The sequence below is a fragment of the Microcoleus sp. F4-D5 genome (assembly GCF_036704885.1).
Taxonomy (GTDB): Bacteria; Cyanobacteriota; Cyanobacteriia; order Cyanobacteriales; family Microcoleaceae; genus Microcoleus.
In genome coordinates, this window is sequence record NZ_JAUBSX010000003.1 from 110,295 (window position 1) to 131,676 (window position 21,382).

General features: G+C 47.1%; 17 protein-coding genes. 9 read left to right on the forward strand and 8 right to left on the reverse strand.

The features are described 5' to 3' along the window. Positions 1 to 53 precede the first annotated feature (53 nt). The 3 genes from QUA80_RS02660 to QUA80_RS02670 all read left to right on the forward strand — a co-directional run bounded on the left by QUA80_RS02660 (position 54) and on the right by QUA80_RS02670 (position 2,888). Complete coding sequence (locus tag QUA80_RS02660; RefSeq protein WP_333421154.1) at positions 54 to 1,847, forward strand: N-acetylmuramoyl-L-alanine amidase; 1,794 nt, start codon at positions 54 to 56, stop codon at positions 1,845 to 1,847. 81 nt (positions 1,848 to 1,928) lie between these two features. Further along, on the forward strand, positions 1,929 to 2,324 hold the full coding sequence (locus QUA80_RS02665) for an SH3 domain-containing protein (RefSeq protein WP_333421156.1): 396 nt from the start codon (positions 1,929 to 1,931) through the stop codon (positions 2,322 to 2,324). Positions 2,325 to 2,702: 378 nt separating this feature from the next. Beyond that, positions 2,703 to 2,888, forward strand: a complete 186-nt coding sequence (locus tag QUA80_RS02670; RefSeq protein ID WP_333421158.1) for a DDE transposase family protein — start codon at positions 2,703 to 2,705, stop codon at positions 2,886 to 2,888. A gap of 383 nt (positions 2,889 to 3,271) precedes the next feature. Here QUA80_RS02670 and ctpC read toward each other — a convergent pair whose 3' ends face one another. After that, complete coding sequence (gene ctpC, locus QUA80_RS02675; protein WP_333421160.1) at positions 3,272 to 4,627, reverse strand: carboxyl-terminal processing protease CtpC; 1,356 nt, start codon at positions 4,625 to 4,627, stop codon at positions 3,272 to 3,274. 298 nt (positions 4,628 to 4,925) lie between these two features. Further along, positions 4,926 to 6,146 carry a (E)-4-hydroxy-3-methylbut-2-enyl-diphosphate synthase gene (gene ispG / locus QUA80_RS02680; protein WP_333421163.1) on the reverse strand — a complete coding sequence of 407 codons (1,221 nt, stop codon included), beginning with the start codon at positions 6,144 to 6,146 and terminating at the stop codon, positions 4,926 to 4,928. Between the two features lie 337 nt (positions 6,147 to 6,483). On the opposite strand from ispG, the gene QUA80_RS02685 reads away from it, so the two are divergent. Both QUA80_RS02685 and QUA80_RS02690 read left to right on the forward strand, forming a co-directional pair. Then, positions 6,484 to 6,894: a Pepco domain-containing protein gene (locus QUA80_RS02685; RefSeq protein ID WP_333421165.1), complete on the forward strand. Its 411-nt coding sequence runs from the start codon at positions 6,484 to 6,486 to the stop codon at positions 6,892 to 6,894. A gap of 6 nt (positions 6,895 to 6,900) precedes the next feature. After that, entirely contained in the window at positions 6,901 to 8,454 is a 1,554-nt protein-coding gene (locus QUA80_RS02690) for a GUN4 domain-containing protein (protein WP_333421167.1), read from the forward strand. 278 nt (positions 8,455 to 8,732) lie between these two features. Here the strand turns inward: QUA80_RS02690 and QUA80_RS02695 are convergent, their stop codons facing one another. From QUA80_RS02695 to QUA80_RS02705, 3 genes are all read right to left on the reverse strand, one after another. Beyond that, positions 8,733 to 9,101, reverse strand: a complete 369-nt coding sequence (locus QUA80_RS02695) for a type II toxin-antitoxin system VapC family toxin (RefSeq protein ID WP_333421169.1) — start codon at positions 9,099 to 9,101, stop codon at positions 8,733 to 8,735. Continuing rightward, a complete protein-coding gene (locus tag QUA80_RS02700) occupies positions 9,086 to 9,316 on the reverse strand; it encodes a prevent-host-death protein (protein WP_333421171.1) in 231 nt (76 codons plus the stop codon). Before QUA80_RS02700 ends, QUA80_RS02695 begins: the two co-directional genes overlap by 16 nt. A 254-nt stretch (positions 9,317 to 9,570) precedes the next feature. After that, positions 9,571 to 9,732, reverse strand: coding sequence for a hypothetical protein (locus QUA80_RS02705; RefSeq protein ID WP_333421173.1), 162 nt, complete (start codon positions 9,730 to 9,732; stop codon positions 9,571 to 9,573). A 155-nt stretch (positions 9,733 to 9,887) separates the two neighbouring features. Here QUA80_RS02705 and QUA80_RS02710 point away from each other — a divergent pair, with 155 nt between their 5' ends. Continuing rightward, positions 9,888 to 10,439, forward strand: a complete 552-nt coding sequence (locus QUA80_RS02710; protein WP_333421175.1) for a Uma2 family endonuclease — start codon at positions 9,888 to 9,890, stop codon at positions 10,437 to 10,439. Positions 10,440 to 10,567: 128 nt separating this feature from the next. On the opposite strand, the gene QUA80_RS02715 is transcribed toward QUA80_RS02710, so the two are convergent. Beyond that, the gene (locus tag QUA80_RS02715) at positions 10,568 to 11,542 is read right to left on the reverse strand and encodes an Rpn family recombination-promoting nuclease/putative transposase (protein WP_333421177.1); all 975 of its coding nucleotides are present in this window, start codon (positions 11,540 to 11,542) and stop codon (positions 10,568 to 10,570) included. 118 nt (positions 11,543 to 11,660) lie between these two features. Further along, entirely contained in the window at positions 11,661 to 12,026 is a 366-nt protein-coding gene (locus tag QUA80_RS02720; protein ID WP_333421179.1) for a hypothetical protein, read from the reverse strand. An 81-nt stretch (positions 12,027 to 12,107) separates the two neighbouring features. On the opposite strand from QUA80_RS02720, the gene QUA80_RS02725 reads away from it, so the two are divergent. Beyond that, the gene (locus QUA80_RS02725; RefSeq protein ID WP_333421181.1) at positions 12,108 to 12,275 is read left to right on the forward strand and encodes a hypothetical protein; all 168 of its coding nucleotides are present in this window, start codon (positions 12,108 to 12,110) and stop codon (positions 12,273 to 12,275) included. A 105-nt stretch (positions 12,276 to 12,380) separates the two neighbouring features. Here the strand turns inward: QUA80_RS02725 and QUA80_RS02730 are convergent, their stop codons facing one another. After that, on the reverse strand, positions 12,381 to 19,025 hold the full coding sequence (locus tag QUA80_RS02730; RefSeq protein WP_333421183.1) for a translocation/assembly module TamB domain-containing protein: 6,645 nt from the start codon (positions 19,023 to 19,025) through the stop codon (positions 12,381 to 12,383). An 847-nt stretch (positions 19,026 to 19,872) separates the two neighbouring features. Here QUA80_RS02730 and QUA80_RS02735 point away from each other — a divergent pair. Together QUA80_RS02735 and murQ are read left to right on the forward strand one after the other, a co-directional pair. After that, positions 19,873 to 20,247 (forward strand): DUF3110 domain-containing protein, encoded by a 375-nt coding sequence (locus QUA80_RS02735; RefSeq protein WP_333421185.1) that lies wholly within the window; start codon positions 19,873 to 19,875, stop codon positions 20,245 to 20,247. A gap of 218 nt (positions 20,248 to 20,465) precedes the next feature. Beyond that, complete coding sequence (gene murQ / locus QUA80_RS02740; RefSeq protein WP_333421188.1) at positions 20,466 to 21,380, forward strand: N-acetylmuramic acid 6-phosphate etherase; 915 nt, start codon at positions 20,466 to 20,468, stop codon at positions 21,378 to 21,380. Positions 21,381 to 21,382 lie beyond the last annotated feature (2 nt).

Genomic DNA, 21,382 nt, shown 5'->3' on the forward strand with positions numbered 1-21,382 from the left:
TGGGGAAGTATAGTAAAAAGAACAAACAGGTTCTCAATTAGCTGCTATTTAGAATGAGAAAATTTTTAGGATTAGTTGTGTTCGGGATGATAATGGCGATCGCCTCTGTAGCTGTCGCGGCTCAACCTTTGTTTGTTGCTTATCCTCCGACTAACCACAAAACTACAGCCGATCGCATCTTTTTAATCGGCACAGCGCCCGCACCGGGACAAGTTTTGGTAAATGGCAACCAAATTTCGCGCACCGCATCCGGGCATTTCGCCCCGACTTTTCCGCTGCAACTCGGCGAAAATGTCTTTACCTTGCGTTACGAAAATCAGGAAGTCAAAATTAAGGTGACGCGCCAGTCGAATCAGCCGGAAGTCCCTGCAGGATTGGCTTTTGCTAAAGATTCCCTGACGCCGAAAGTCGATGTGGCGAGTTTGCCGGGCGAATATATTTGCTTTGGGGCGATCGCACCTGCCAATGCTCGAGTTGCGGTAAAATTGGCCGGCGTTACTATTCCTTTAAAAGCGCGATCGCAAGTCGAACTACCCGACAACAAATCTGTACTGTTAGGTGAAAACTCTCCGATCGAAAAAGGCGGCAGCGAACAGTATCAAGGCTGCGGTAAAACTCCTGAGAACGCCCTCTCATCTAAGGGAGAAACAGTTGATTTAGGCGTGCCTTTATTTGAGCTAACAATGAACGATCGAACTATCAGCCAGCAGGGTACTGGCAAGATTTCTATTCTTTCTCCGGCTGACTTAGAAATAGCTGAAGTAACAGCAGATCCTGGTGTCGCTAGAACCGGGGCGAGTACAGATTTTTCTCGAATGACACCGCTGCCCAAGGGAACACGAGCAACAGTTATCGGGCGCGATGGAGAATGGGTCAGACTCGATTACGGTGCTTGGATTAAAGCCTCGGAAGTGCGAATTGTCCAGGATTCAGTGCCTCCGCGATCGATTATTCGCAGCGCCAGTTCGCGTCAAGTTTCCGGCTGGACAGAGGTCTTATTTCCCTTAGAAATACCCGTCCCAGTCACCGTGCAAGAAGGAGAACGCACCTTCACTTTAACGCTGTACAATACTACCGCTCAAACTGACATTATTCGCGTCCAGGATGACCCGGTAATTTCGCGTTTGGAATGGCAACAAATCTCGCCGCTGCAAGTACAATACACTTTTAATCTCAAATCAGCGCAGCAGTGGGGCTATAAATTGAGATACGAGGGCACAACTTTAGTGCTGTCTTTAAAACACCCGCCGGCAAATACAAGCATGATGCCTGTGTCGCAAGCAAAGCCGCTGTCGGGAATTAAGGTTCTCATCGATCCGGGACACGGCGGGCCAGAGGATGGAGGTGCGGTGAGTCCAGTGGGAATTAGGGAAAAAACAGTAGCTTTAACAGTGTCGAAATTGGTGCGAGATGAATTGGTAAATCGCGGCGCGAACGTGCTAATGACGCGGGTAGAAGATGTCGATTTGGATTTGCCGCCGAGGGTGGAAATGATTCAAAAAGAAGAACCTGCGATCGCAATTTCACTTCACTACAATGCTTTGCCCGATAACGGCGACGCGATTAATACTAAAGGTGTCGGCGCTTTCTGGTTTCACCCGCAAGCGCACAGTTTGGCAATGTTTTTGCACAATTATTTAGTTGCCAAGTTGAACCGTCCGAGCTATGGTGTATTCTGGAACAACTTAGCAATGACTCGTCCTGCCGTTGCTCCATCTGTTTTAATGGAATTGGGATTTCTGATCAATCCCGAAGAGTTTGAATGGATTGTGAATCCGACAGAACAAAAGAAGTTAGCCGAGGCGATCGCCCAAGGTGTTACCGAATGGTTTGCCTCTGTAAAATAACAGTTAGTAGTAAGGAGTGAAGTCCTTATCAAAAAGTTCACAGTCAGGACTTCTGTTCGACCCATCCAAGGAAATGAAATAATGCTAATCTTTACTCAATCAAAAGCCTTTTTTATTGCAGCCGCAGTTGCAACTTTTAGCTTCTCGCTTTACAGCTTTCCTGTTTTCGGAAAGCAGCAAAGTCTTAATCCGGCAAAAGCAGAAGCTTTAAAAAAGCGAACTCAATGCTCGTTTATTACAGGTAAAGGTGGCGCTGTTAACATTCGCAAAGGCCCAGGCAATCAGTACCCGGTTGTTGCTAAATTGAAAAGGGGAGACGGAGTTAGGGCCCTCAGCAGACAAGGTAATTGGGTGAAAATTGCGGCCAGATTTTCGGGTAATCCTCCTAATGAAACTTTTACCATTCTTGACGGTTGGGTGAGCAATCAATTTATTAATGGCTGTTCCGAAGACCAATTTGACAGGTGGCGGAAATAGGGAATGGGGTTTGTAGTAAGGACTTGAGTCCTGAGTTTTGATGAATGCTAAAGTCCTCACTACAAACACAATTAGGAAAGTTTTAAAAGTGGTACAAAAAAGACGATCGCCCTGCTTCATGATTGCACTGGAGTTGAGACTAAGCTGTTGTGTATTTAAATAGGGTATAATAGAACATTTATTTATTAAATCATTACAAAAAAGCCAGCCAAAAATCATCTCTATCCAAAACAGATAGAGAAACTACAGAAAGCTTTGAAAGAGGAAGAACACGGAGATATCAGAGGGTTGTATCGCAGTTTCAATGCACAACACCTTACTTGATATAATGAGCCAATTGCCTAGTTAGTATCCAGAATTGATTTGACGAATTTAGCTATGAAACAAACACCAAAATTTTATATTGTCAAACGTCCTGCGGGTAATTGCGAAATTTTGCCGCTCGCCCAACTCGAAGAACAAAACCCCAGTATTATTGAAAAGTGGGGCCCTTACGATTCGCCCGAAGATGCGATCGCCCGCCGCATCGGATTAATTCGCGCCGGGAAATGCCAGCCGCAATGACGGATTGCGATTACTTTCCTCCCCATGGCGAAAGCTAACGCGATCTCAAATCTGTTAGCATCGCAATTATTCCTATCTCTATTCTCGACCTCTGCGTGAATCAGCGTCAATCCATGGTCATCTGCGGTTAATACATTCTCTTTTTTTAACCGCAGATACAGGCAGATAAACACAGATTAACGCAGATGAATTAGATCGATTACAGTTGCACCGTCCGCAGTTGACTGTTGACTGGATTTTACGCCCGACGATGCTACCGAATTTGAGATGAGTCACAATGACGGATTGCCAAAAATAGCGAAGCATTCGAGTTGAAAATCTGGGCTTTTAGCCGTGATTCTTCCCCCGAATGCTTTTTTTAACTGACATCCTACACAAGTTTTTTACTTCGATTTAGAAGGTGCTGCACTCGGTTTTACCTGCGCCGCAGTCGGCTTAGATGGCGCTGCATTCGGTTTCGACTCCGCCTTATCATTCCCAGTTTTACCAGTAACTTGCTGTGTCAAAACTTCCATAGCTTTGGCGTACTGCGGATCTGCCGCCGTAGCAATTTTATCGCGATCGCGCCTCAATTCCTGTTTTTGAGCCTCGGTGAGTTCTACTTTAAAATCCGGTTCAATCCCGGCGTGGTTGATATCAGTGCCGTTGGGAGTAAAATACTTGGCAATTGTCACCGCTAAACCGGCACCATTTCCCACACCGCGTACTGACTGAACTAAACCTTTACCAAATGTCTTTGTCCCTACTAAAACCGCGCGTTTGTTGTCTTGTAAAGCGCCGGATAGAATCTCGCTAGCACTTGCTGAACCGCCGTCTACCAGTACAACTAACGGTTTGTCTGTGATCGCTGCCTTGTTTGCAGTTTGTCTATCGGCCTCACCGACTCGATCGACCGTCGAGACGATCGTACCTTCTTTGAGCCACATCCGAGCAATTTCAATACTTCCGTACAGCAACCCGCCGGGATTGGAACGCAAGTCTAAAATATAACCCGTTACCTTTTTCTGTTCCAAATCCTTAATTGCCGATCGCATTTCCGATGCAGCATTGGCACTGAACTGATTTAAGCGAATATAGCCGACTTCTCCGATCGGGGTTTTCTGCACCGACTTCCGCACTGGATGAATTTCTATTTTAGCGCGTTTCAGCTTAAATTCTAATTCCTTGCTTCCACGCAAAATCGTCAGCGTCACCTCGGTATTCGCCTGGCCGCGAATCAAAGTTACCGCTTGATTCGTATCCATGCCTTCTGTGCTCTTGCCGTCAATCTTAGTAATGATATCTTTTGCCAGAATACCAGCAGTAAAAGCAGGGGTATCTTCGATCGGCGAAATCACCACCAACTTTTTGGTTTCCTCATCTTGAGTCAACTGAATCCCCACTCCTGTCAGTTCCCCAGAAGTTTCAACCTGCATATTCTTGAACTCTTGAGGGTCCATAAACCGCGTATAAGGATCGTCAAGCTTCTTCAGCATTTCCCGAATTGCTTTGTAAGCTTCGTCGTCGCTGGTATAAGTCCGGTTCAAATAATCATTCCGCACCGCTTTCCAGTCAACCTGGTTAAAAGTGCCATCCACATAGCTTTTGTCTATAATCTGCCAAACTTCATCAACCAATTCTTTAGGGCTTCCCCGAAAAGAAGCCAGAGATTTAGAACTGCAACCAGCGTTCGCAAGAGTTACAGCAGTGAGTACCACCGCTGCTGCACTTAGAACAAGCCCTCGTTTTGTTATAACCATTTGTCTGACGCGCGGGACGAAAAGAGTTCAGAATAATTACGCTCAATCTAACACAAGCAAGGCCCGGTGGCAGTTGGCGTACATATATTATTCAACTTTGCCGAGTTCTATTCAGGGCGGGCTCGCGTGCCCACCCCTGAATAGAACACTCACTCTTTGTGAAACAGGCCCTCCAGCTTCTGACAAAGGTGCTCTTCAGTCGGTTTAAACCGACTTCAGCTATGAGACAGGGGTTTCAACCCCTGTCGGACTGTCGGAGTGTCGGACTGTCGGACTCTCACAACAGAGAAAGAATCGGCTAAGGATCGACCCAGCGATCGTCCGATTTAATCAAATTAATCAATTCTGCCACGCCTCGGTCTTCCGGCACTTTCTTAATTTCTTCCCGGCCCCGGTACAGCGAAATATAACCCGGTTGCTTCCCGACGTAGCCGTAATCAGCATCAGCCATTTCTCCGGGGCCATTGACAATACAGCCCATTACTGCTATGTCCAAACCCGTGAGATGCTTCGTAGCCTCTCTCACTTGGTGTAACACTTCCTCTAGATTAAACAAAGTGCGACCGCAGGAAGGACAAGCGACATACTCAACCATCGTTTTCCGCAGTCCCAAGGCTTGCAGGATGCTGTAGCAGACGGGAATCTCCTTTTCTGGGGCCTCTGTCAGCGAGACGCGGATAGTGTCGCCGATACCGTCAGCTAACAAAGGTGCCAGGCCTGCGGTGGATTTGATGCGGCCGTATTCGCCGTCTCCTGCTTCCGTGACGCCCAAATGCAGGGGGTAATCCATGCCGAGTTCGTCCATCCGGTGCACCATCAAGCGGTAAGCAGCCACCATCACCGGCGCGCGGGAGGCTTTCAGGGAAAGTACGATGTTGCGGAAGTCTAGGGATTCGCAAATTTTGATGAATTCCAGGGCCGATTCCACCATTCCTTCGGGCGTGTCGCCGTAGGTAAACAGCATCCGTTCGGCGAGGGAACCGTGATTGACGCCGATTCGCAAAGCTTTGCCTTGGTCGCGCAGGGAAATCACCAGAGGTTCCAGGGTTTCGCGGATTTTTTCGCCAATTTCGGCGAATTCGGCATCGGTGTATTCGGTTCTGTCGGCTTTCGGCTTCTCGAACACGTAAAGTCCCGGATTGATTCTCACTTTGTCTACGTGTTTCGCCACTTCGAGGGCAATTTTCATGCCGTTGTGGTGGACATCGGCGACGAGGGGCACGGGTTGGTAGGTGGAGTGCAGTTTTTGCTTGATTTCGGCTAAAGCTTTGGCGTGGGCCATGCTGGGCACGGTGACGCGGACGATTTCGCAGCCAATTTCGTGCAAGCGGCGAATTCCGGCGACTGAACCGTCGATGTCGAGGGTGTCTTCGTTAATCATCGACTGTACGACGACGGGGTTGCCGCCGCCGATCGTCACGCTACCGACTTTGACGGGACGGGTTTTGCGGCGTTTGATGGTGGTGTCGAAAATCGGTTGGCTAGATGCGGTTTTAGTTGGATTTGGTAGAGTTTGCATAAGTGATTGCTAGTGTTCTGTTACCAAGCTCTATAAAATTCTGTTTCCTATTTTTCAGGTTGCCATAGAAAGGGTCTGTTTGGACAATGAGGTTTTGGGATTTAGGATTTGGGATAGAAGTACGATCGAACTTGTAAGTCACATTATGTAGTTTTGGGCGTAAGGGCGATCGATTTTTTAGTATTAAAATTTAACATTCCGGGTCGGCAAGATGCCCATTCCACAGATGAATCCGGGGGCTTGTTTAACGGTTGAGAAATTTTAGGTACAATTTAAAATTATTGTGGGCGATCGCATCTAGCAAAATTATCTCGATAGTTTGGAGTCTTAAACACTTATGCCAGATGAAACGATTTGGATTGTGACCGCCGATACTTCGGACGAGTCTCCTGATGCACCTGATTCTGACGGTGCGAAGAATGGGGGACATATAGGCCTGGATTGGAGTGATGCTTGGGACGCGCAGCCAAATGAGCCGACCCAAAAGCAGGCGGCAAAAGCGGTTGATAGCTTGCGACTTCACAATGTCAGTATCAAGAAATTAGAAAAAGAATTGGTTGACTTCATGCAAACGGTAGATCAAATGTTCAGCCGTGCGGATGCGGAAGCTGACATGAAAGCGATCGAGTTATCTGAAATTGAGTTATCCGTTGCGATTAACGCCGAGGGTTCTTTCAGTTTAGTCGGTCTGGGAGCTAAAGTTGCAGATACCAGAACTGTATTGTTGAGATTTAAACGGAAGTCTTAAGGTGAGATGGGAAAAAATTGGGCGATATCCATTGGCATCAATAAATATGATTTCCTGCAACCGCTGAAGTATGCAAAGCGGGATGCTGAATTAATGCAGGAGTTTCTTTGCAATCAGGCGGGGTTTGAGCAAGTTTTGTTATTCTCAGATGACTCGACGCCTGATTTTATGGGTAGATCGACTCGTCCTTCTTTTACCAATCTGAGACGAGTTTTGAGGACAATGTTTGACAAACCTTTTATGGGGGATGGGGATAATTTTTGGTTTTTTTTCAGCGGTCACGGAGTACCCGATAATGGATGCGATTACATAATGCCCGTTGATGGCGATCCGGGGGATGTTGCAAATACGGCGATTCCAATTAGTTACGTTACTCAATGCCTGCGTCGATGCGGTGCTGATAATGTTTTGCTAATTCTGGATGCTTGTCGAAAACAGGGAACTCGCTCTGGGGAAGGAATTGGCAAACAAACTGCTGACATAGCAAGAGAAATGGGAGTGATCAGCATTTTTTCTTGCAGCCCAGATCAGTATTCTTACGAAATAGAAACTTTACAGCAAGGAGTTTTTACCAGTGCGTTACTAGAAGGGTTAGGCATTCAAGGTAAATGTGCAACTGTTGAGCGATTGAATGATTATTTGCGTTGGCGAGTTCCTGAACTTATCCGGCAACATAAAAGCGAAAAAGTGCGGCAAATGCCTTATACTATTGTGGAACCTGTCACAAAGTATCATTTGATTATTTTGCCGAAGTACGCAACTTTGGCTGATATTGCTGCGCTCAAAATTGATGCTTTCCAGGCAGAAGCTGAGAAAAACTTTGAACTGGCAGAACAGTTATGGATTCGCGTATTAGCTGCGGCTTCGGGTAAGGATATGTCTGCTATTGAGGCTATCAAAAGAATCGATCGGTTACAGAGAGAAGATCAGGCATCCTCGCATCGAGGGGTTATCTGGGGAACAGTATATCAAGATAATTCTGTTAATACCAGCGTTGGGAAGCAAGCGGAATCTCCATTATCTCCAAAATCTCAACTTATAACGAATATTACTCCTATTGAGCCTGATGTTCCTCTCAAATCTGAGCGGGGAGTAGACTACACTAAGTTGCGCGATTTACTGGCAACAGGACAATGGAAAGAAGCGGATGGGGAAACGCTAAAAAAAATGCTGGAAGTAGCGGATAGAACAAATGAAAAGTGGCTGAGGGAGGAAGATATTGATCGACTCCCCTGTGAAGACTTACGAACTATTGACCAACTTTGGGTAAAATACAGTAACGGACGTTTCGGCTTTTCGGTGCAGAAACGCATCTATGAAAGTCTGGGGGGAAGCAGAGGAGAATATGATCAGAAAAGTTGGGAAGCTTTTGGCGATCGCGTAGGTTGGCGTGTGAATAGTTGGTTCTTAGGTTGGGGTGTGAATAGTTCGTGGATAGGATATAATGATCTAAAATTCAACACCAAAGCACCTCAAGGACACTTCCCAAGGTGGTGGGGGGAGGGAGGGGTTGGTTTGTGGGGTTGTTTGAGGTCTCTTCTCTCGCGTCGAGACTTGTAGACTCTAACATCTAAGCGTTTCAGGGTTTCATAAAGATTTATTACAAAGGCAAAAACCACGAAACCACGACTGTTCTACGTTTCCGATACCTGGCACATTCGATTTACCAAATTACTAAAGAGTAGAAACTAGCTATTTTTTGATCGGCTGTAATAATAGCAGCTTGACCAAGAATTTCTTGATGGTACCCGCCACGTGATTTATCCGTGGAATCAATCCAAAATCTAAAATCGAAAATCCTCAAGCCCCCGCATTTATCCGTGGGGTCAATCTAAAATCTAAAATCTAAAATCTAAAATCGATTGACTTCTTTTGGCAACTGCTACAACCACTCTATCTGCTGGATCTCGGTGTTCCCATTCTAATTTGACACTTTCTAGCCAAATGTCCTCATCAATTGGAACGATCCGAATAACATTAGACTTTTTTAAAGTAGCGATATAGTCATCAATACTTACTCCTAAATCTAACTTATGATTTTTGATCTTGATAGCTATTTCCCAGATGGCCGTTGATGGAACCAAACCATTTTTTTCTTGTTCCATCTGCTGACAAGCATCTTTTGCCGATTGAGAAAGTTTCTCTGGATCTAAACTCCACCAGATGAGAGCGCAGGTGTCAAGGACAACTGTCATACTTCCTGCCATTCTTCAGTTGTTGGCGCAGTTAAATCTTCAAAATATTTTACTTTCCCCCGCATATCCTTAAATAATTCTTCAGTTGGAAGAGACTTTTCATACTGAGAAATTATCACAACTGGTTTAGCCCCATCCATCACTAAAATTTCTTCGCCTTCAAGCTCGACAACTCGCAAGAATTCGAGTAATTGACCTGTTAATTGACTTTTGTCTATGGTTTTCATAGGACAATGATTGGTGTTGTTTTCAAACTCTATTATACCTTAAGACGGTTCACTTAGCTAAGCCTGTCATTGCGCTACGGGAAAGTAATCGCAGGGACTATGAGGCTTTTGAGTTAAAGGAGGTGCGGGGCGAGCAATTCTTTTTTTCCTGATTAACTTTTACCCAATCTTACCTCATCTTTATGAGAAAAGCTATACTTAATGTATGGTGAAAGCTTTAGAGGCGATTTATCTACCAGATGCAAATCGATGGATTAATTGGATACAAAGGAGACATTAACAATGCTATCTGTCGCATTGCCGAAAGCCGTAGCAGCCGTATTTGCATAGATTGCACCCGGCGGTTGAAACCGATCGCGCACAAACAAAGTCTGCCTCCGCAGACAAGCGAAATTGAGGAGGCATTTAAGCGACATTCGATATCATAGCAAATCCTGCTTTAATCTCGGGTTGATTCTTCAGTCCCCCTCTGCTAGGACTTCGTTTGACAAGAAACGATTTCAATCGCCGATCGCCTAAAATCAAAAATCAGCTACAATTAAAAATTAACAAGCAATCAAAAAACATCGCCATGAGCGTAATTGCAGCCAAATGGACGATCGCCCAATACCACCAAATGATATCGGCAGGCATCTTGGAACATCGGCGCGTAGAGTTGCTAAAAGGAGAAATTGTAGAAATGTCGCCGGAAGGAGAAGCCCACGCCTATTTTAGCAGCGAAGCAGGAGCATATCTGATCCGGCTGTTAGGCGATCGCGCTACAATCCGATCGGCAAAACCAATTACCCTTCCTAACAACTCGGAACCAGAACCAGATATTGCGATCGTACAGCCCTTGGGCCGCACATACCTCGAACATCACCCCTATCCAGAAAATATTTTTTGGCTGATTGAATACTCTGATTCCACTCTCATCAAAGACTTGGAGACGAAAACGAAAATCTATGCTGAAGTCGGAATCCCCGAATACTGGGTAGTTAACCTCAAAAACAGACAGTTGGTCGTATTTCGAGACCCCCAAGACGGAGATTACGCTTCCAAATTCACGCTAACAGGTGGAACAGTTAACCCGATCGCATTTCCCGGTGTAATTATATCCGTAAGTGCGATCGTCAGCAATTAAGGCAATTCTCCTATGATTTAAAGCAGGTTTGATAGAGGTAGAGCGAGATTTGCCGTTGGGTGGGAGCGGGTTTATGAGATTATGGGTCAAAGGCACAGATTGTTTGTAAAACTCGCCCCTACGAGAATTCATCCCGCCGCCGACTCCAACCACCCAATCAAATCCTCTTGACTCCTAAAATCCAACAAAGCCTCTCCCAAATCATCTAACTGTTCCCCAGATAACCCCTGGATGCGAGTTTGAACTTCCTGTGTAACCTCACCCACCCGCCGCACTATCTGACGCATAATTAATCCTATTTCCCCTTCAATTTTACCCCTTTCGATTCCTTGTTCGATTCCTTGTTCGATTCCTTGTTGTATTCCCCGTTCAATCCCCTGTTGTATACCAATTTCTATCCCTTTCATCACAGACCCGATTTGGTCTTGGATAAACATTTCTCGTTTGTCTACATCATTCAATTCGTCAAGTGTCAAATTTGCTCTGTTGGCAATTCCCAGCGCGGTATTAATCTCTTCAATAGACCCCAATTTATCTGGTACTGTTTCTAAAGAGGGCGCGTTTTTCATAAAGTAGATCCATTTTTCCGGCAGAGTTTCGAGTTCATTCAATTCTTTTTTGAATTTCGGTAACTCCACAAAGACTAACTTTAACTCGCAGTTGGGATAGACGAATTTCTCTTCAGTTTCTGTGAATTCAAAATTAGAAATTAGTTTTTCGGTGTTTTCAAATAAGATAAAGTCGGTGATGGTTAAAGCAATGACCGGATTTAACTTTAAATAACCTTCTCCGGCTTTGAGTTGAGTAGAATAGGTTTTGGCTGCATTGTACACTACCCGTTTTTCAAAGGCGGCGACGTTGAGTACCTGCATTTCAACAATCACGGTTTTGTTGCCGGTAATCTTGGCTTTGACATCCAGGTAAGTGTCTTTCAATCCTGTAACGCTTCCGGCTGAATAAGGGTCAATGATTTCTATTTCTTGGATTGTTGGTTCTCCGTTATACAGCATTGCATTTAGGAAGCTGATTAAAATTTCTGGATGTTCGGAAGAAGCGAATATTTTTTTGAATGCAAAGTCTGTTTTGGGACTGATGAAACGCATATTATAGAAGGAAGAGGGAAGAGGGAAGAAGGAAGAAGGAAAATGCAATATTTTAGGGGTTTTTAGGTTGGTAGTTGCGCTTTACAACCCTTAGCGCAACTACGAAGTTTTTCAATTATCAGCCTGTGGCTTCATTAGTAGTTGCAGGCGACATCGCGAGTTTTCCAGCTATATCCATAGTCGCCAGCTTCAGCACTTCATTAAAAGCTAAACCCCGAATTTTGAGTTCCCACCGAATGCCTTTTGCTTTCATTCGCTTGGGTTTCCGCATATCGACATCAGCAGCTTTTTGATGCAAGAGCAAATATTTCATTGCTGCTGTAGCTTCAACTTTTGTGGGAAATGCAATATAGCTGATAAATCCGCCGTCCCAGTGATTGGCGTTGCGGACGCTGCTGATAGTCGCAACTCTCGGACTAAAGCGGTTCCAGTAAAAGTCGCTGTAGCCGATCGACTCTGTTTTTACTTGGAGTTTGTTTGCCATTTGACTTAACTCCTATAACCTTGTGTGCGGGGTTGGCAGCACCAATTTGCTGCTGTTACTATTATAGCAAATTAATTGGGAATGGGGAATGCGTTATGGATAATTGCGATTATCATGTTCGGTTATACCAATTTAAAAACGTCTTGCGACAGTCCTCAATCTAATGCCAATATTAAAAGTCGCCTCGCGGCGGACACGGCAATGCCGTTTCCCTACATAATTGGTATTATGTCGCTGGGGATACGGTAACGTTCGCAGAATATGCGATTGCTTCACTCCGAGTAAAGCTGTATTCGCCATGACAATTAATGACTAATGACTGCTGACTGTTGACTGTTGGCTGTTGGCTGATGCCTAAAACCTCAATTCATATTCAGCAGTGACGCGGTTGTCTCCTTGAAAATTACTCGAACTCCTGAGTAAAAGTTTATCGCTCAATCGATAGCGCACAGTAAATTCTGTCGGTTGATTGGCTGACAAAACTCGAATGATTGAGGCTGAAATATTGCGCGTGATGTCAAACCCAACTTCTAAACCTAAACCGAGAGAACCCGCACCAGAACTGGAACTAGCTGTTTGTGCTTCGTTGCTTCTAATCCGAGTGGGAAATAAGCGAAATTCGCTCAATCCTGTGGCGTTAGTAATCGCAGATTGAATGTTGTTCAATAAACCCGCACCGGCTAAATTGGCGATCGCCAGCGTACTGTCTCCCTGTCCCAAAGTCTGCACGAAACTGCCACCTAACAGCGCTACAATCTCTGTTTGCGATCGACTCGGAGAACTCCTCAACTCCAGACTTTCGGCCAACTGAGAAGCCCTTCCCTGCACTAACGCTTGAATTCTGACACTCCGCACATTGCCGAAAGTTGTCGGTTCGTCTGCTATTTCAGAGGCTACAGATGTGCCGGGAGTGCGGAACCGCGTTACTTCCTGAACCGAAGTTGCTAATCTCACATCCAGCGTCGGATCGAGTCCTTGTGCTGGTACAAAGGTAGCAGTCTGCGGGTATCCCCGATCGAGTCTAAACTCCGTCGTAAACAAATTCACCGACCCGGAAGTCAACCGAATCGTACCCTCCGGGCGAAGGTCATCTAAAGTTCCATTCACCGTCAAACCCCCAGCGGCCTGAAAACTCAATATCGGCGCACTCGTTACCCGAATTCCCCGGCCCAAATTCAGCCGCAAATCGTTCAATCCAACTTCAAAGGAAGGGGAAGGGGAAGGGGAAGGGGAAGGGGAAGCAGCAACATCAGCCGCAGGGGAAGGAGAAGAGGTGGAATCAGAATCAGAATCAGAAGCAGAAGAGGACGAAGCTAACTCAGTTGTGCCGCCGCCGGGACTCCGGAGAAATACTTCACCGTTGTACAGTTCAATATTACCGCTCAACTGCGGGCGCCTAGCCGTGCCCCTTGCTTGCACTTGACCGACTACGCCGCCACTGTACAATCCTCTGAGGTTCACTGCCAACTTGTCTAAATTTACAGCCAAAGGATTATCCGCATCGACATCGCCCTCAGCAAAGGGCACAGACAGCGGAATCACGCCAGCGGCGACAACTTCTCCCTGACTCAACTGTCCCCGAATTCCCTCTACCCGAATACGATCGCCCTCAAAGCGCACCGTCCCAGTCAGCCCTGTCAGCGGTTCTGGGAAGGCTCTCGCCCGGACGGTTGCATTTTCAAAATTCGCAATTCCTTGCGCTACAGGCTCTTGCAGCGTCCCTCCGACGCGAATTTGCACCTGTCCCTGACCGCTGACCCATGCAACTTGCGGAGTCAATACATTAATAATTGCCAAACCTTCATTTTGCAAATTCGCCCTCAAATCGATTTGATTGCTATCAGCTTTCACCGCTGCAAACGGCAACTCAAAAGGCAAACTTCCCTGCACTTCAATCGGTTCGGTTTGAGTTACCAAAGCGCTGCCGCCAAAATTCAGGCGCGCGTTGCTGTAACTGAAACTGCCGTCGGCTTGTTTAATCGGTTCTCCGTTTAGCGTACCCTCAAGCAAACTCAATTCCCCGGTGGCTTGCGGGTTTTCCAAACTGCCGGCCAAATTCGCCCGCAAATTCAAATTTCCCGTGACATCCACAAAAGGTAATTCCACCAGTTTTGCCAACTCTTCGACGGGTACATTTTCTACCCGCAACTGCCCGGATTGAGCTTTTTGCCCGAGTTGTCCCGAAAAGCCGATCGCACTTTTGCCCGATCGAATTTCCAAAGGCAAAACAGTTAAAATCCCCTCCTGAAAACTGCCTTCAATGCTGAACTTTTCAGCGACATATTGTCCCCACTGCCAGTTATCGCCTTTCACGTTAAATTGAGCTTGCACGCCCGTTTGCAAAGAACCGGCAACAGCAATTTCCGCGCCGAAAGTGCCTTGCAATTCAGACAAGGCAGGCAATTTTTCCGATGATTTCACTGCCTGCTGCTGCTGCAAAATTGTTTCAATTTCTGCCAAGCGGCGCAACTGTTCGATTAGCGGGGCATCCGGTTCTCCGACTGCCACAGTTTGCACGTCGCCACTGTCACCGTAAACGGGAGGTTTTAGGCCTCTAGCCAAGTCGCCTAAATTGAAATATTGCAAAGCGGCTAAAACCTGCTGCAAATTCCCCTGCTGGACGTTAACTTTGCCGGCAAATTGCGGGTTGGCGCCTGTTTGAACATTGCCGGAAATTAAGTATTGACCGCTGCCTTGACGTAATATGCCGTTTGTGAGAGTGGCGCTGCCGTTAGCGTAGCTGAATTCGGCTTGGAAACTGTCACCTTTAATGTAGCCGATCGCCGGTTGGGCGATCGCAATTTGTCCGCTTGCTTGCAAAGTCGCCGGATTTAAAGGCATCTTCCAACCGGGCACATTCACTTGTCCCGAAACTGTACCAGTTATCGGCCCCAAACCGGCCTCTTTACCGGGTGATAGATTCAAAGCAGCCAGGGGAAAATCGCTTAAATTAACTCGCAAAGTTTCTCCCTCGGTTTGGCCCCTAGCCACAGATTCCCCGCGTTGAATTAAGAAAGATGTCGGCAGAAAAGATTGATTTAAAGCTACTTCAATTTTGTCGCTGGCACCGGCCAAACGCAAATCTACACTGTTCCCAGCATCCGCATTCACAGTCCCCGCCAGTACCGGGTCAAAAGCGATTTGATTTACTGCTAAATTCCGCACTTCCACGTCGCCAACTAAGCTGAGGGCGGCGAGGGTTCCGGTGAGGCTGCCGGTAAAATCGACATTGCCCCGTAGGGGTGCGTTTTGCTGTGAGGAATTTTTGCCCGCCACGGTGGACAAAAATGCTAGTTGTTCTGCAGGCAAAGCTTCCAGGTTAAAGTTGGCGAGTTTTACATTCAAGTCCAAGTTGGAAATCGAAGGCACTCTTTTACCTGCCAACTCGACGTTAACAAAGCCGTTTGCCGTCAAACCGGGAGTTGTGGCGTTCTCAATTTCCACCCGTTTGCCGTCCCAATTAAATACTGCCTCAAAAGGTTGTTTCAAAAACGGCAATTCCGAGATGCGGAAACTGCCGCCGGCGCGAACTGTTTGTAGGGAAGCGGCAATCGGGCCGGATAAATTGATATTGCCGTTAAACAGTCCTGCAAGCTGGGGGAGATTTTGGGCACCGGAGACTAAACCTTGGCCTTGCAAGCTTTGGCGCTGCGACTCAAAGGCTTGCTGGAAGCGACTTAGAGCAATTTGCTCGCCCTCGATAGACGCGCGCCAATTCCCCGATGCCGCGCTGCCAACCGCATTGACAGTTCCTCCGCCGTTGGCGAGTCGAATTTGTCCGTCGCCGTTGGCGGTGATGCCGTTGGCGGTTAGATTATCTACTGTTCCCAAAATGCGGACTTGGCCGTCGAGGGTTCCGTTAATTTCTGGCGGTAAATCCGCTGTCAGCAAACCTGTTTGTTTGAGGGTTTGTTCTAAATTGCTGACGGCAATTCCGTTGGTTTCTAGCAATGCTTGCAAGTTGCCGTTTTCCAATTTGGCTGTAGTATCGATCGCCCCGAGTCGATCGACCAAAATCCGTCCTTCTCCATTAGCACTAATTCCCTTGGCTGTCAAGTTATCCAAACTGCCCGCTGCTTGGAATTCGCCGTTAACTCTGCCGTCAAATCCTTTGGGCAAAGTCGCAGTCAGCGGAAACAGTTGGAGATTGCGAACAGTTTGTTCTAAGCGGCTGAGAATAACTCGATCGGCATCGGCGAAAGCTTGCCAGCGTCTGTCTTCTAATTTACCTCTAAAAGCGACAGCACCGTCGGCAATATTGAGTTGGCCGCTGCTGTTGACAGAAATATCGGCGGCGGTTGAATTATCAAGATTCCCGCTGGCTTGAATTTGATTCGATATTTGTCCGTCTAGCGATTTTAGATTTTGGATTTTGGATTTGAGATTGTTGAGGTTGGCGACTGTTTGGGGATTGTCAGCAGTGAAAGCCAAGCCAACATCTAACAGCGGCAATCCTAAATCTACCAGACGGCCGATCGAAGTGCGATCGGTTTCTGCTGTTCCCTGCCAATTTCCCGCTGCCAATTCTCCTTTAAAATTAACATTGCTGTCGGCAAGATTGAGTCTGCCGCTGCCGCTAGCATTGATGCTGCTAGCAGTCAAATTGTCAAGACTTCCCGATGCTGTAAATTGACTCGATAGCTGTCCGTCAAGCGATTTTAGATTTTGGATTTTGGATTTTAGATTTGCAGATTGCTGATTTTCGGGATTGAATGCTGAAGCTACATCTAAAATCGGCAGTGTCAAATCTACCAAGCGGCTGATGGAAGTGCGATCGGTTTGTGCTGTTGCTTGCCAGTTTCCCGCTACCAATTCTCCATTTAAATTGACATTGCTGTCGGCAAAATTGAGCCTGCCGTTAGCATTAATATTGATTCCGCCGGCAGTCAAATTGTCAACATTTCCCGCGGCTTGAAATTCACCTGCTAGCTGTCCGCCGAGCGATTTTAGATTTTGGATTTTGGATTTGAGATTATCTAGATTGGCGGTCGTTCCCCGTGCTAAAAACGGCAAGCCAATATCAATTAATTGATTGACGGCAACTTTTTCAGTGTTGCCGACAACTTGCCAGTTGCCCGATTCTAGTTCGCCATTAACGTCAACTATACTGTCAGAAATATTCAGCGTTCCTTTGCCCGTCGCAGCGATCGCCTTTAAACTCAAATCGTCCAGAGTTCCCGCGGCTTCGAGGGTTCCGCTGAACAAACCGGCTAGTTCAGGAGGCAAATTAAGCCCCGGCAGGACTTGCTGCAAACGGTTAAGCGCCAAGCCATTGCCCTCGATCAAAGCTTGCCACTGACGGTTTTTTAGCGCTGCATCCACGTTAACAGAAGCGTCGCCAATTTTCACAACTGTATTTTGTAAATCCGCCGAATTACGTCCGGCTCGAATTTCGCCCGCTGCGGGGAAAGTTGCTTGCGGTGCTTGCCATTGAACTCTCGCTTGAATGTTGTCTAACGGGCCGAAAATTTGAGTTTTGGCGGAGACACTGCCAATATTAACACCAGCAGGAATTGGGAGAGCGTAAATTTGGGCGATCGCGTCTCCGGGTACATTTTCAGCTTGGAAGTCAAACACCAAACCCGATCGCGAATTCTCACTTCCCAATGCAATATCAACTTCACCTTTCCCGCCAATTTTACCGCCCGCAGCCGGCACTACCAAAATATCGCTCAAAGTCAAAGCTAAAGAGGAAAACGGGGGAATAGAAGATTGAGAATTGGGAGTTGGGATTTGAGCCATTCTCCCCCGTTCCAATTTGAAATTAGTGCTAATATTATTTAATTGCAGTCGATCGACTGTAGCGGGTTTTGTCGAGGCGATCGTACCTGTCAGCACCGGCATTGCAACTGTTCCAGTCAGCTTGGCATCCGCCTTCACTTCCCCCGCCACAGCCACGGGCAATACTACTTTCTTCCCTAACTCTGTTTCCACCGCACTGACAACACTTGCCAAAGCGACTGGTTGCACGTTCGTTGTCAGATTGAAGCTAGCTTGTTGGAGATTAAAATTAGCTCCAGTCGCAACTGTTCCTGCTATTTTCAGCGGAATTAAACCGTAATTAGCCGCCAGACTATCGACAATCAAGTTAGTTCCCTGAAAGCGCAACTGACCGCTGCTATTTTGTACTATCTGTTTCAGCGGAGAAATACTCGCTTGCACTCCTCCAAAACTAGCCGCTCCGGTAATTCCCGATACTTTATTGTCTCGCAATTGTACTGTCAAATTGCCATTTGCCAGACCTTTTTGTAAATAAATACGGGGAAGTTTCAACAAGCGAGCGAGGTCTGGCAAAGGCAAATTTTGACCTTGCAACTGCACGTTAGTTTGAGCCACAGGTAAGAGAGAATCAGCTTTAACTATAAAATTATCGCTGTTAGTAAACTGACCGTTTAGTTCGTAGAGAACGCGCTGATTTTGGTCGCGAAATAGAGCGCTGCCATTTTTCAAGCTTACAGAAATCGGAGCCGAAGTTTTCTGTCCGACTGCGGGACTCGGTACCAAAACTGCGGCGACATTTTCAGCTCGAATCGCGTCAACTTCAGTTTTAAATAAACCCGGAGATTTGCGCTCCCTAGTTGGAATATTAACCCAGCGACCTTTAGCATCCTGTTCGATATAAGCGCTGGGTTTAACTAAGGTAATGTCTAATTTGAGAGTGCGGTTGAACAGCAGTTGCCAAACTGAAAATTGCACTTCGACTGCTTCTGTAGAAGCGTAATCGGGATCGGTAGGAGTTGCAGGTAAAGTCGATCGGCCAAACCGCAAACTTGTCGGAGAAAATCTCTCCAAACGTCCTATTTGCACAGGCCGCTTCAGCAACTGACTGACTTCAGTTTCCACCAAAGGAGCTAACTTTTCCCGCACCCACGCCTGTGCTACGGCCACCCCAACCAAGCCGAGAATGCTCAATCCAGTACCGCTAAGCAGCAGCAGACGCCACCAGCGGCGGTGGGGACGGGGTGCGAGTTGATTTTTGTTATCGTCCGAGTTAGTCATGGGTGTTTCTCAAAAATCAGAGAATTCAGGAATTAAGGGAATCAGCCGATTTTAGACAGGTATAATTTCTGCGATTCGCCAGGATGCCTTCTGCCTTTGGTAGACTCACAAGTGAGGTCGGAAGTGCCGATCGCGCGTTAGCAAAGCCCGCCCCTACGGGGGCTACGCCAACGCAGAGAATCGAATTTCAAGATTCACGTCGCACTCCGGGTCAGAGTCCAATAACCTTTACTAAACTTAATCAAAACACGCAACACGATTTAACACCAAGTCCTCCAACTCCTCTAAATCCTCTCGATCCCGCCAGTGCAGGATCGATCGCCAATCTAAAATCTAAAATATAAAATCTAAAATCGGTTAGATTCCCCCTGCAGTGCAGTATCGATCGTCAATCTGAAATCTCAAATCTCAAACCAAGTCCTCCAAAGGTCCCAAATCCTCTCTATCCCGCCAGTGCAGGATCGATAGCCAATCTAAAATATAAAATCTAAAATCGGTTAGATTCCCCCTGCAGTGCAGTATCGGTTGTCAATCGGAAATCTCAAATCTCAAACCCAGTCCTCCAAAGGCCCCAAATCCTCTCGATCCCGCCAGTGCAGGATCGGCGGTCAATCTAAAATCTAAAATATAAAATCTAAAATCGGTTAGATTCCCCCCGCACTGGCGGGATCGGTCGTCAATCTGAAATCTCAAATCTCAAACCCAGTCCTCCAAAGGCCCCAAATCCTTTCGATCCCGCCAGTGCAGGATCGGCGGTCAATCTAAAATCTAAAATATAAAATCTAAAATCGGTTGCCCGATCGCTTCTAAGATAAAAAAACGGTGGTTAAGAAGGTCTTTAAAACTTATGCGAGTGTTCGTCTTACTCTTCAATGCCCGCACCGAGAATGAGGGAATTCATACCATTCAACTCGGCGATCGCAATAAAGTTCTAATGTTTGAGTCAGAAGACGACGCCACCCGCTTTGGGGTGATGTTGGAAGCTCAGGATTTCCCCGAGCCCACTGTTGAGGCGATCGACGAGGAGGAAATTAAGGAGTTCTGCGACAGTGTAGATTATGATTGGGAACTTGTGCCCGCGGGCGCGCTGGCTATTCCGCCAGAAGACAATGTAACACAGACTCAGTGGCAGCCGGACTCCGAGCCCGAGCCCGAGCTCGATTCTGAGGTTTCCCAAAACGAACTGGATTCTATTCGCCGCCGACTCGAAGGACTTTTGTAATGGGATGTTCGGCAACGAGTAGTGTACGGGATTGAACGGATGGATATTGAGGCTCGAGGTGAAGAAGGAAGAGGGAAGAAGGATAAATTTGATATCTTCCAGCGCGATCGATCCTAGGCTCAATTTCTAGATGAAGGCTTCCAGGCTGAACCGGGGACTGTTTATGTCTCTTGACTTCGGTTGGTAGCCGACAACTGACAATTAACAACTGACAAAAAATGAAGAATTTGGAAGAACGGGGCCATCTGCTGACGGAACAGGTGAATGCCAACAGCGAGAATTTAGACCAACTCAGTTCGATCGAATTAGTGGACTTGTTCAACCGGGAAGACGCCCAAACCTTAAGCGCGATCGCCCGTGCCCGCAAACAGTTAGCCCAAGCGATCGACATTGCAGCCGAGTCTCTGCGTCAAGGAGGCCGCCTGTTTTATGTCGGTGCGGGTACTTCCGGGCGTTTGGGGGTGCTGGATGCGGCCGAGTGTCCCCCCACCTTCTGCACGCCCCCAGAACTCGTACAGGGCATAATTGCCGGGGGTGCGGGGGCTTTGGTGCGGAGTTCGGAGGATTTGGAGGATCGGGCTGAGGATGGGGCCGAGGCGATCGCCAACCGTCAAATTACCCACTTAGATGTAGTTGTCGGGATTACGGCTGGAGGTACGACGCCGTTTGTCGCGGGCGCTTTGCAGGCGGCGCGCCAGCGGGGGGCGAAGACTGTGTTTATGGCCTGCGTACCCGTCGAACAAGTGAAGTTTGAGGCTGATGTTGATATTCGGTTGTTGGTTGGGCCGGAGGTAGTGGCGGGTTCGACGCGCTTGAAAGCCGGTACGGTGACAAAAATGGCTTTGAATATCCTTTCGACTGGCGTAATGGTGAAGCTGGGGAAGGTTTACGGCAATCGGATGGTTGACGTGGCAGTAACTAATAAGAAATTGCGCGATCGGGCTGTGCGGATGTTGCAGGATTTGACTGATTTGAACCGGGATGAAGCGGGTTTTTTGCTCGAAAAAAGCGGCAAGTCTGTTAAGTTAGCTTTGATGATGCACTGGACTGGTTTGGAGAAGGAAGAGTGCGATCGCATTTTGGGCGAATTTCAAGGCAATTTGCGATCGGCCGTAGCCTCAGTAGGATGTTAAAT